Below are 12209 nucleotides of genomic sequence, written 5' to 3'. Positions count from 1 at the left end.
AATGAAACAACCCTGGGGGTTTAGCGGGGGCAGTAAAAGCTCTAGAAGAGACCATTGTTCCTCAGTGAGGTCTGTTGGATAGGATAGAATCATTTTTTTGAGTTAGGGATTTTAGTACTCTTTCAGACTACATCTCCAACTTGTTCACACACACCTACTCTTTTCAGACATCCTCTAAGCTAGGGTCTCAGCAAGAGGCTTAAAGCTAAAGATGCGATCGCCGCCCATTTCGATTACCACTTTAATTTGGGGATTTTCGCGTGTGAGCGTCACTAAATATTCTTGTTCTTGGCGGGAAAGTACATATCCTTCAATAATCCAGAGGATAATGCCTTTGCTTTTAGCGGGGATATTTTCGAGTTGGTAGGTGGCAATACCGGGAACATAAGCCCGTAAACCAACCATTGCACCGCTGCCAGCAATGTCTTTTTTTCCTAAGTGAGCAGGACGAACGCCATGATAGTCGGTGAGATAAGCGGCAACATCGCCTAAACCACGTGCTGTGAGATTAACGACTTTGTAGCCAGAGCACCGTAAACGACGCACATAGCGACCTTCATAACCACCTTCGAGAGGGGCATAGATTGCTACTGCTCCGGACTTCTCTACCGCACGAACAAATCCTTTTCCAGTGGTCAAAAGTGCCATATCGTTTATCAAAAATCGGGTGTTAAGCTTCTTTGCAGATTATATCGGATTACATCGAGTGATAAACTAATGATTTGTAGACGATATTTTTCAGCACGTGAGAGTAGGCGATCGCCCCAGGCTATTACTCGCCATTTATTGTTCTAATAATCATACTCCTCGTCATCGTCATCATCCCCGAGGCCCGGACGACCAATCGGTTTAAACTCAGGCTCTTTTGTCCAAAGTGTTAAACCTTTAAGCGATCGCCGAGGCGGAATGCCACCAAATAAAGAAATACCGTAACCGAGTAAAATCGCCGTGGGCACCGTTAAAGCCGAGCGCCAAATCCCGAGATTATTCAACACCTCTGTTTCTGTACCGATCACAATTAGGATGACTGCGACCACCGTGCCGTAAAATGCACCATTTGCATTGATGCGAGGTAACAAAACTCCCATCAAAAAGATTCCCAGTAATGGTCCCAAGAAAATGGCTGAGTAGGTTACCAAGAAGGGCAGCAAATCTTCTTCGGTGGAGGCGACATAAAACGCCGAGAGAATACCGAGGATGCCCCAAACAACAATTAAAAGTTTGGCGACGGTGAGGGAATCGAGTTTACTGTTTTTTGCAAAATATCGATCATAAAAATCGACCGTCATACAAGTGGAGACGGAATGTAAGGCTGAGTCGATAGATGACATTGCCGCTGCAAAAATTGCTGCTACTAAAAGGCCTGATGCGCCAGCCGGGACTTGATTAACGATGAAGAAAGGTAAGATTTTGTCCCCCGTCACGGCTTCGGGTAAACCTGTATTTAACGAGTAGAAACCGAACAGCAAAACCCCCAATAGTAATGTCGCGGCAACGCCGATAAATCCAGAAAACCATCCCACTAAAATGGCGTTGCGAGCGGAGGGGACATCAGCACAAGAAACGTACCGCTGAACAGATTGTTGGTTCGTTCCTGCGACTGCGAATGCAAAAATACCGTAGCCGAAGAGGGCTGTGGGCAAAGAATAAATATTTTTGGGTTCCCAAGAGAGATTAATTACAGAAAGTTTGTCGCCTTCACCTGCGGCCTGCCATAACGCGCCAAAGCCACCGTCAACACCATGAATTGCTGCCCAGATCCCTGCGCCAATGCCGATAAAAATCATGCCGAACTGCAACACATCCGTCCAAACAACGGCGGTAATTCCACCGGTGACGGTATAAGCGATGGACACAATTCCTACAATCAGGATGGCGATCGCCAGAGGTATTCCGGTGACAGTGGCAACAACAAGAGAGGCTCCATAGAGTAGTGCGCCGAGTCGAGAAATTACGAATAATAGAAAACAAAAAGAGCCGAGGGATCGAGTTTTCGCGTCAAAACGTTTTTCGAGATATTCGTAGGCCGTCGTCAAATTTAGCCCAACAAAAAATGGCAAAAATAGCGCAATGACTAAGCCATAACCCAACAGATCCCCCAATTGCAGTTGGAGCCAAAGAAAACCGTGGTTATAACCTTGCCCTGGGCCGCCGAGGAGAGATGCTGCTGAGAAAGATGTCGCAATAATCGAAAGGCCTACCGCCCACCACGGTAGTTGCCGCGACCCACGAAAATATTCGTCAGTATTGCTTTGCTTGCGGCTTGCAGCGAGACCAATGGCAATAACAATACCTCCATAAATCGCGACGATTAGCCAATCGAGCGTGCCCATAAATTTCCTCTACTCCCCGTTCCGTAACAGAATGGCTCAAAACTGGTCTTATTTTATTGGGCTTGGGGATTTTCTTTTGGACTTTGCAACAAATCCATGTGGAAGATGACTTTCTGGGGATATTATGGCGATCGCCCCCTAGAACAAAAAAACACTTTGTTATTTAAGAGTTGTCCGAAATATTTTTTCAATAAAACGCACAAAATTTCATCGATTTCTGTGAATATAAACCGCAGAATATCAACAAAGTCAACAAACTAATAAAAGAAAGGCAATGTTCCTAAATCATTATTTAGAATTCAGCTATTCAATAGCATTAGTTTTTATTTTTGCGAGTTAATTTGTCGTAACTCCAAATGGAAACTATGCAGAGACATGGCTAGAGAAATATGACTTTACTTGCCAAAAAAACTTCGTTTTGGAAAACGTTGCGCCTGAAATGGTTTCTTGCGACCCATGCTGTTGATTGCAGTGTTGACTTTGTTTCAATTCTCTACAAAATCTATTTAAATCACGATAAAATCATCCATTTCCGCGACGGATATCCTGTCTATTCATTATCAACACCTGCTTTATTTAGTAAGCCCGCTGCACATTTTATTTCTCGTGCTCTATATAAGACAATCCAGAATCGTAATCTCCCCAATATGATGAGTTTTGCGGTGAATGATGTCTGTAATGCTACTTGCGAACACTGTAGTTTTTTCCAAGGAGTGGAAGAAGCCGGTCGCCCAATTTTATCTCTTCAAGAGTCTCAAAAGTTTATTCAAGATGCTCAGGAATTAGGAGTTTCTGTAATTAATTTTGTTGGTGGTGAGCCATTAATGCGGAGCGATTTGCCAGAGATTATTCAGTCTGTGGATAAGGATTTATCTACGACTGTTGTCTTTACAAACGGTTGGTATTTAGAAGCAAGAGTAAAGGAACTGAAAAAGGCTGGTCTTGATAGTATTTATGTCAGTCTTGATGCAGCAAACTTTGAAAAGCATGACCGATTTCGTGGCAAAGAAGGATTGTTTGAGCAAGCTATTCGGGGTCTAAAAAAAGCGAAAGAGCTTGGTTTCTCAGTTGGAATATCCTGCACAATTACTCCAGAAGCTTATGCAAATGATGAGTGGCGATTGCTAATTGAATTAGGTAAGAAATTAGGTATTCATGAAATATTGATCTTCGATGCTTTGCCAACAGGACGCTATGACCAACGAGATGATTTAGTGGACTCTGGTGATTGGGTTGAGGCGATGATCCAATCCGCAAAATATTATAATCAACGCGATGAATATCCGGGTGTGACCTTTTATTCGTATGGAACAAGTCACCGGAGTGTAGGCTGTGCTTGCGGAACAAGTTACTTTTATATGTCCCCTTATGGAGACATGATGTCCTGCGATTTTAACCATGCCAAATTTGGCAATATTCTCGAAGAACCACTTTGGAAAGTTTGGCAAAGATTGAGTACGTTACCAGATTTTTGTCAGGCTAAATGGGGTGGTTGCAAAATCAAAGATAAAGACTATCGTAATACTGAAAGTGTGTGTGGTAGTCATAAAGAGTCTCGCCCTTTAACAAGATCTTGAGTTGGGAGAAAAATAGTCAATGTTATCAACAAATTTATTCTTCCAACCTCTTTTTTATCTCGCCCATTGTGATTTTGATAAAACACCAACGGCTAGCATTATTGGGTTTGAAATTTTTATTGGGCTCGCGGCGATCACCAGTTTCTTTGTTCTCAGTAAAATTCAAGAAAAAATTTGGCTACGATTTATTTTAGCGAGCGTAGGAATTTTAATCTTTGAGCTATTTACAGGGCCAATGTGGTACAACTATCACATGGGAAAATGGGCCTATGTTTACCGCGATGTGAGTTGGATTTTAACCATCGGCTGGACAAGTTTGGTTGTCTCGGTTGTGATTTTAACAGATAATTTTTTCCCAAATCTCCGTGATATTTATCGTTTCCCGATTTACCTCGGCATTCTCACCTTTATTGCATTTCCTTTAGAAATTTTAGTCGTACAAATGGGTGTGCGTGGTTACGCTGATGAAACCTTATCTGTTTTGTCTGGTATAAAGCTTTTTAGTGTGCCAATTGAAGCTATTTACTATATTCCGGTGTTTATGGGGTTAGTGGTTAGTTTTTATAAATATTGGAGTTTTGTCTTAATTGATGATGAGCCATTAGTGCCATTAAAGCATCGAAAATGGCTGCGGAGTTTTCTTTTAGCATTTCTCGCAATTTTCTTGTTTGAAGTGATGATTGAGCCGATGGTGATTAATGAAAAATTTCCGAGTTGGTCATATATTTTTCATGATGTGAGCTTTTTGATGATTACAGTCTGGATCCTAATTGTTGGGATTGCCGCAGCTGTGATTGGTCGTTATTTTGCCTATCAACCGATTCCTTTACGATTTGCCTTAGCAATTGGGTTGACGAGTGGTTTAGCTGTTCCTTTAGAAGCTTGGCTAATTCATCATGATTTTCGTATTTATGCTGATAATGTCGTCCATGAATATATTGGTTTTAAATTAGCAGCTTTAAATGTACCGATTGAGTTGGCTGTTGCTATTCCTCTCTACATGGCATTGATTATTGCTTTTATTCGTTATTGGGAAACAGTGATTGATAATCGTTTATAAAAAGGCTTTGATTGGATTCAGGAAGTTGACATTTGATGGAGACCTGAAGTTGAAATGAGTAAAAAAAAGTCAGAAATCCAAACCTATCGCCTGCTTGTTGGAACAGTAGTGCTTTATATCGGTATTGCTATTGCTGTTGGCGATTTTGTTAGTGCTGGTCTATTAATTGTTGCTTCTTTTGTGTGTACTTTGGGTTTGGGAGGATTGATTTGGTTTCCTTGTAGTTGGCTCGTAGGTTTTTGCATTCTGTATTTGATTAATTCAATTCGACGTAAATCTTTTTTGCCAGAGCCAGTCATTGGAAGTTTTGATACTCCTGTTAATGAGACTACTCCAATTCCCGTTGTAAGTAATGATGTTTTGGCGATCGCCCAATATATTTTAAAAAGTCGTAAACGGAACGCGAGTGATACACAGATTACGACTCGTCTCAAACAAACAGGCTGGACCGAAAAAGAAATTGAACTGGCTTTTGCTTATGTCAATGGTGCACCTAGTCCATAGTTTTTTAGTAAGTGGGACATCAATCTATGTTTGAGGCGATCGCCCATGGTAAGAGCTCGCTACTAGAAAATCGTTGGTGGATTTATCAAAAAGAAAGATTTCCTATTTTTAAGTATGGCTTTTTGATTGCTATTTTTAGTGGCTCGGCTGTGAGCTATCCAAAACTATTAGGAGTAGAAACAAGTAGCTTTGGGATTGCTTGGGCTGTCGCCTTTATTGTCATATTTTGTCTGTTTTTTCAGATGCGTATCGCTGACGAATTTAAAGACTATGAAGATGATTGCCGATATCGCCCTGAAAGAGCAATCCCAAGAGGATTAGTTTCCCGTCAAGAACTTGGCTATGTGGGCTTATTTACTGGGATTATTCAATTTATTACTACTTACTTATTTAATCCTCCACTACTACTATTTCTAGGATTGGTCTGGGGATATTTTGCTCTAATGTGTGCCGAATTTGGTGTACGCAATTGGCTAAAAGCTAATCTGAGCCTCTATATGATTTCTCACATGATGATTTTGCCGCTAATGGCATTATTTTGTTTAGTTTGTAGTGGCTCTTTTAAAACGATTTACTTGCTCTTCTGTCTTACGTGTTTTTTCAATGGCATCGTGATTGAGATCGGTCGAAAAATTCGTGCTCCCCAAGACGAGCGTGTAGGAGTAGAAACCTATAGTTCTATTTGGCAACCAAAAAACGCTGCTCTTGTTTGGTTAATATCAATATTTTTGACCACAGTTACTGCAATTTGGACTGCTACTCAGATTGGATTTGGTTGGCAATTATCAATTGCTTTATGTGTTTGCTTAAGTCCTACAATTTCAATTAGTTGGTGGTTTATAAAAAAACTTGATCGCAAATCTGCAAAATGGATCGATCGTATGTCTGGTATTTGGACAATCGTTCTTTATTTTAGTTTGGGATTATTACCTTTATGGCTATCGTCATGACCTGAAACTAAATCCATAAAAAGCTTTAATACTATATACAAGAGCAGCTCTGAAAATGACAAAAATTATTTGGCTACAGGATATTGAAGAGCATCAAAATGAAGTTGGTGGCAAAGCGAAGGCGATCGCCCAATTATTACAAGCTGGATTTTCTGTGCCAAATGGATTTGTCGTAACAGATCTTAGTTTTGATATTGAACTAAAACAGCTAGTCACTATAAACTCTACCATTCAAAAAGAAAAGGATGGTGTGATATGCAAGCTGCGAGCAGAAGACAAGTTATTTCTAGAAAAAGCTTTTCATAAACTTGAGTCAAATAATAAATTTGTGGCTATTCGTTCATCAGCAACTTCCGAGGATGGACAACTACTTTCTTTTGCCGGACAATTTAAAAGCTTTTTAAATGTCAGCTCTCAAAATATTGAAGATGCTGTTATTGAAGTTTGGAAATCAGCACAAAATAAATCCGTATCCAGCTATCAGAAAGCCCAAAAAATTCAGTCATCGTCTCAATCAATGGCTATTTTAATTCAGCCGATGATCGTAGCAGAATTAGCTGGTGTTGCGTTTAGTGTAGATCCAATTTCCGGGCAGCGTAATGTTGTCATTAATGTAGTGGAAGGCTTAGGCGATCGCCTCATGTCTGGGGAAGTGACTGGACAAAGCTATACCGTAAATCGATTTGGGCAAGTCACCTCACGATCTGCAGAAGACGCAATACTAAGCGATGAGCAACTTTTACGAATTACAGAGCTTGTTCGACAAGTTGAGAGATATTTTGGGCAACCGCAGGATATAGAGTGGGCGATCGCCGATAACAAGCTTTATTTATTACAGGCTCGTCCGATTACAACATTAAAAGATTTGCCAGACCCAGATGGTGTTTTTCAACTTTGGGATAACAGCAACATTGTTGAAAGTTATAGCGGAGTAACGACGCCACTGACGTTTTCTTTTGCGCGTAAAGCCTATACCAAAGTTTATCAACAGTTTTGTCGATTTATGGGTGTGTCAAAACCGCAAGTATTGCAAAATCAAGCGATCTTTCGCAATATGATTGGCTTTATTCAAGGCAGAATTTATTATAATTTGCTGAATTGGTATCGAATATTAGCAATGCTCCCAGCTGCGAAAATAAATGCTCATTTTATGGAGCAAATGATGGGAGTTAAAGAAGAATTACCTGAAGATATTATTGCTGAAATTCAAGCCTCAACACAGCCGAAAAATTGGCGAGAAGATTGGCAAGCTCGAAAAGTTATTTTTAGTTTGATTCTTAATTTTTTAACTCTGGAGCGACGAATTAAAAAGTATTATCAGCGTGTTAATGAGGCTTTAGTACTTAGAGAAACTGAAACTACTCCATCTAATATGAACCTTTGGCGAGTAGATGAATTAGTTGCTTATTATCGATCTGTTGAAACTAATTTGCTAGCTCATTGGGATGCACCATTAATTAATGACTTTTTTGCCATGATTTTTTATGGATTGTTGCATCGTTTAACCGAAAAATGGTGTGGTGATCAAACAGACTCTCTCCATAATGCTTTAATCTCGGCTGAAGGCGATGTCATTAGTGCTGAGCCTCTTATCTTAATGAGAAAGATGGCATCCGAACTAAATGAAGAAGATGTGAAACTTTTAGCTCAAGGAAATCTACGAGAAATTAAGCGATGGCTACAAACTCAACCCAATTTTGCTCGACAGTATCAAGCTTATTTAGAGAAATTTGGCGATCGCTGTCTGGCTGAATTGAAATTAGAAAGTCCGACACTACATGATCAGCCATTGCTGCTTTTTCGTTCTATTTCCCAAATATCTCAGGTTGCTCCAGTGGAAAAGGAATCAAATAATCAATTACGACAAGATGCTGAAAAAAAAGCTTTTATTGCTTTGAAAAAAAAGCCATTGAAACAAATTATTTTTCGATGGATTTTAAATAACACTCGTCGCTTAATTCGCAATCGTGAAAACCTTCGCTTTGAAAGAACTAGAGTGTTTGGATTAGCTCGTCGAATTTTTATGCAGCTTGGCCGACAGTTAGCTCAAGTCCAGAAGCTAAATACCGCAGAAGATATTTTCTACTTGGAAGTCGAAGAAATTATGAGCTTTTTTGGTGGTACTTCTACTTGCCAGAACTTACAAGGATTAGTCGATTTGCGACGAGTTGAATTCCAAAAATACAAGATAGAGTCAGCACCAGGCGATCGCTTTTCAACGAAAGGGATGGTGTACCAAGGTAATCAATTTCAGTCGATTCAAATATCTGATTTTCAAGAAATGACGACGTTTCGACAAGGCAAGAGTTGTGCTGTCGGGCGAGTCAAAGGACAAGTTTGTATCGTGCGAGATCCTCAAAAATTCTTGCAGCAAAACAGGCAAAACTCAGATTACAGCTATATTCTGGTAGCAGAGTCCACTGATCCTGGTTGGATTTTACTCTTTCCCCATGCGATGGGTTTGTTGGTGGAGCGCGGTAGTGTGCTGTCCCATGTGGCAATTGTCTGTCGTGAATTGGGACTGCCAATGATTACGGATTTGTCGGGGATTACGCAGTGGCTAAATGATGGTGATTGGGTCGAAATTGATGGCAGCACAGGTAAAATCTATAAGCTCGAAACAGAGGCGATCGCCGACCACACATCCTAAGAAATTTTCTGAGATTCGATATGCACAGTCTTGGGAAGATACTGATGTAATGCTTGCTGCCCTTGACGTGCAGCCTTTTCATACTTGTCTCTCAATCGCTTCGGGTGGTGATAATACCCTTGCTTTACTGAGTCGCCAACCCAAAAAAGTGATTGCGATAGATTTTAGTTTGGCACAGATTGCTTGTCTCGAATTGCGTGCTGCAGCCTATCGAAATTTAAGTCATCCCGAAATGCTCTTATTGGTTACATCCAAAACTGGAGTGGAGCCTAAATTACGGTTGGACTTATATTACCGTTGCCATGCTGACCTATCGCCTGCGGTAAAAAATTTCTGGGGCGATCGCCTATCTGTTATTAAGAATGGCTTAATGTCTGGCGGCAAATTCGAGCGATATCTGACTCTATTTCGTCAGCGTGTCTTGCCTCTGATTCATTCCCCAAAAATTCTTGATGAGTTATTCCAGCAGGGCGATCGCCAAGAGAGAGAAAAATGGTTTGAGCAAAACTGGAACACATGGCGATGGCAGTGGATTTTTCGAATCTTTTTTTCTCGATTTGTGATGGGGAAACTAGGGCGAGATCCTAGTTTTTTTAAATATGTCGAAGGAAATGTTGCTAATTCTATTTTAGAGCGGGCAAATTTTGCTCTAGTACATCATAATCCCCAGAAAAATTCTTATTTACAATGGATTGCTACTGGCGATTATCAAACTGCTCTACCTTATGCTTTACGACCTGAGAATTTCAACTCGATTCGTAATCATCTGGATAGCTTAGAAATACATTGCTTAGGACTCAATAGCTATTTAAAAAAATATCCATCTCAAATAGTTGATCGATTTAATCTAAGCAATATTTTTGAATGGATCTCCGAGGAAGAATACCATCTCTTATTAAGAAAATTGATCAAATCAAGCCAATACAATAGTCGTTTAATGTATTGGAATCTTTTAGTGTCACGCCAAAGGCCAGAATATTTTTCTAAGCAGATTCAGCCTTTATCTGTATTGTCTGAAGAACTTTACCAATCTAGCCAAATATTTTTCTATAAAACTTTAGTCATTGAAGCTATTAACTCAGTCTAATAATAATAATTTTTTATTTATTAATCGAGATGATTATTTATGAGAGACTGGAATTTTGATGATGAATTTTGTCCCTTGCATCTCTTGAGAAAAGCAGCCTAAACTTCCGCCATGTTTTTCTGTGATGATTTGATAACTAATTGCCATTCCCATCCCTGTGCCTTTACCAATAGGCTTGGTTGTAAAAAATGGGTCAAAAATTCTTGTTCTCATTGCTGATGGTACTCCATCACCATTGTCTGAAATACAAATACTTACCCATTTATCTTTTTTGATCAGGCTTGTTTCAATCGTGATTTCTTTAGCTTTATTAACTTGAGATGAGCTTTCTAAAGCATCAATAGCATTAGCTAAAATATTCATGAATACTTGATTGAGTTGTCCTGGATAACATTCAATATTTTGTTTGAAATTGTAATCTTTGATGATCTTGATATCTGGGTGATCTCGCAGTCGATTTTGCAAAATCAATAATGTATCGTCAATACCTTTGTGGATATCAACTTTTTTGAAACCTTGTTCATCTGTGCGGGAAAAACTTTTGAGAGAAAGGACAATTTCTTGAACTCTCCGAGTACCTAAACTAACTGACTCTAATGTTTTGGGTAGATCTTCTTTGAGAAACTCAAAATCAACTTCTTTCTGCCATTCAATAATTTTTGAGTGAGACTCTGGATAACATTTTTCAAATAGATCGATTCCATCTAATAATTCTTGAGAGTAATCTTTGATGAAATTAAGGTTGCCGTGGACAAAGCTAATTGGATTATTGATTTCATGGGCAATACCTGCGACAAGCTGCCCTAAACTAGACATTTTTTCTGCTTGAATTAATTGCAATTGTGTTTTTTGTAATCTATCAAGTGTGAGCCTGAGCTCTTGATTACTCTGGGTTAATTCATTTGTTCTTTCTTGGACACGATTCTCTAAGTCTTCGTTGAGTTTTTGTTGTAGAATCTCTGTATTCTTACGGTCTGTAATGTTGACTAATGATCCTGAAAATTGATGGTTGTAATTCTCTCTAAAAGACATTTCTAACCAAACTATTTCTTTTTCACTATTTAAAAAACGGACTTCTAAGCTAGGCTGTGTAGAAGGAGTTGTTTGGCGAAATATATCTGCTACTAGTTCTTTATCGTTAGGTTCAACATAATCAAGAATCGAGTTGCCGATTACATTTTTTACTGGATAGCCTAAGGTCTTTTCCCAAGCTTGGTTTAAAAAGATAAAGTTTCCAGAGGTATCGCATTCAAAGATGATTTCTTTGAGACTCTGGATTAAATTGCGATGAAATCTCTCCGATTGTGCCAGTTTCTCAGTCAGACGGTATTGGATTTGGGTATTTAGTTCGTTTTGGAGATTTTCATCGGACATTGGTCATCTCTAAGCTACGCACTAACTCTTTAGAGGATAAGGTTTGGGCATAGAGCGGAAAAACATTTTCTAAATAAAACTCTTGTTCAAAGACTGTACGAGCGGAAATACAGTCGGACAGGATGGTTACTTGATAATTTTTTTCGTGGGCTGAGCGGCCTGTGGAGTCGATACAAATTGAGGTGACAGCTCCGGCTAGGATGACATGCTCAATTTTATGGGCTTGTAGATAACTCTCAAGGCTGGTACCGATAAAGGCATTAAAGCCTCTTTTACCTGGAATTTCTTGGATGCGATCGCCAAAGGCTGATAGTTCAGGAATCGTTTGTGCTCCATTTGTCCCTGACTGAAATGCTTTTACTTCTTTAATAGTTTTGAGGATTCCGACTGGTTCAGAAAGCTCTTCATAAGTTGGTGTGAAGATAATCGGTGTTGTGATGATGTGCAGAGGCGTTTCAACAACTTGATTGAGCAGTGCCACCGTGTTATCAACGGCTTTTGTTGCCTTGATAGATTCCTCAATAACACTATTTAAGATGCCATCTTTACAAAAATAGTCGTTCTGAAATCCAATTAAGATGAGGGCTGTTTTATCAAGGCTTGCCATGATTGAAAAAAGATTCGGGTTAACTGAACCTAGAGAGAATGGGGATAAATAAAGTAATCAGAGAAAA

10 protein-coding genes are annotated in these 12209 nt (G+C 39.5%); 6 read left to right on the top strand and 4 right to left on the bottom strand.

Features of this window, described 5'->3' with window-relative positions:
• Window positions 1-174: 174 nt before the first annotated feature.
• Window positions 175-648, bottom strand: coding sequence for an NAD(P)H-quinone oxidoreductase subunit N (locus tag LEPTO7376_RS10705; RefSeq protein WP_015134196.1), 474 nt, complete (start codon window positions 646-648; stop codon window positions 175-177).
• Window positions 649-791: 143 nt separating this feature from the next.
• Complete coding sequence (locus tag LEPTO7376_RS10700; protein WP_015134195.1) at window positions 792-2333, bottom strand: sodium:solute symporter; 1542 nt, start codon at window positions 2331-2333, stop codon at window positions 792-794.
• Between the two features lie 389 nt (window positions 2334-2722).
• On the opposite strand from LEPTO7376_RS10700, the gene LEPTO7376_RS10695 reads away from it, so the two are divergent.
• The 6 genes from LEPTO7376_RS10695 to LEPTO7376_RS10670 are packed head-to-tail and all read left to right on the top strand — an operon-like array spanning window position 2723 to window position 10161.
• Window positions 2723-3910 (top strand): radical SAM/SPASM domain-containing protein, encoded by a 1188-nt coding sequence (locus tag LEPTO7376_RS10695; protein ID WP_015134194.1) that lies wholly within the window; start codon window positions 2723-2725, stop codon window positions 3908-3910.
• A 19-nt stretch (window positions 3911-3929) separates the two neighbouring features.
• The gene (locus LEPTO7376_RS10690) at window positions 3930-4970 is read left to right on the top strand and encodes a hypothetical protein (RefSeq protein WP_015134193.1); all 1041 of its coding nucleotides are present in this window, start codon (window positions 3930-3932) and stop codon (window positions 4968-4970) included.
• Between the two features lie 54 nt (window positions 4971-5024).
• Window positions 5025-5474, top strand: a complete 450-nt coding sequence (locus tag LEPTO7376_RS10685; protein WP_015134192.1) for a hypothetical protein — start codon at window positions 5025-5027, stop codon at window positions 5472-5474.
• A gap of 26 nt (window positions 5475-5500) precedes the next feature.
• Window positions 5501-6424, top strand: a complete 924-nt coding sequence (locus LEPTO7376_RS10680; protein WP_015134191.1) for a UbiA family prenyltransferase — start codon at window positions 5501-5503, stop codon at window positions 6422-6424.
• Between the two features lie 55 nt (window positions 6425-6479).
• The gene (locus tag LEPTO7376_RS10675) at window positions 6480-9074 is read left to right on the top strand and encodes a PEP/pyruvate-binding domain-containing protein (RefSeq protein WP_015134190.1); all 2595 of its coding nucleotides are present in this window, start codon (window positions 6480-6482) and stop codon (window positions 9072-9074) included.
• Entirely contained in the window at window positions 9013-10161 is a 1149-nt protein-coding gene (locus LEPTO7376_RS10670; protein ID WP_015134189.1) for a DUF3419 family protein, read from the top strand. Before LEPTO7376_RS10675 ends, LEPTO7376_RS10670 begins: the two co-directional genes overlap by 62 nt.
• Before the next feature lie 33 nt (window positions 10162-10194).
• Here LEPTO7376_RS10670 and LEPTO7376_RS10665 read toward each other — a convergent pair whose 3' ends face one another.
• Both LEPTO7376_RS10665 and LEPTO7376_RS10660 read right to left on the bottom strand, forming a co-directional pair.
• Window positions 10195-11535 carry an ATP-binding protein gene (locus LEPTO7376_RS10665; protein WP_015134188.1) on the bottom strand — a complete coding sequence of 447 codons (1341 nt, stop codon included), beginning with the start codon at window positions 11533-11535 and terminating at the stop codon, window positions 10195-10197.
• Complete coding sequence (locus LEPTO7376_RS10660) at window positions 11525-12142, bottom strand: cysteine hydrolase family protein (RefSeq protein WP_015134187.1); 618 nt, start codon at window positions 12140-12142, stop codon at window positions 11525-11527. Before LEPTO7376_RS10660 ends, LEPTO7376_RS10665 begins: the two co-directional genes overlap by 11 nt.
• Between the last annotated feature and the right edge of the window lie 67 nt (window positions 12143-12209).

Origin of the sequence: [Leptolyngbya] sp. PCC 7376 (assembly GCF_000316605.1) — a bacterium.
Lineage (GTDB): Bacteria > Cyanobacteriota > Cyanobacteriia > Cyanobacteriales > MRBY01 > MRBY01.
Note: the sequence above shows the minus strand (reverse complement) of the source record. Positions and strands in the feature narration are given on the sequence as shown.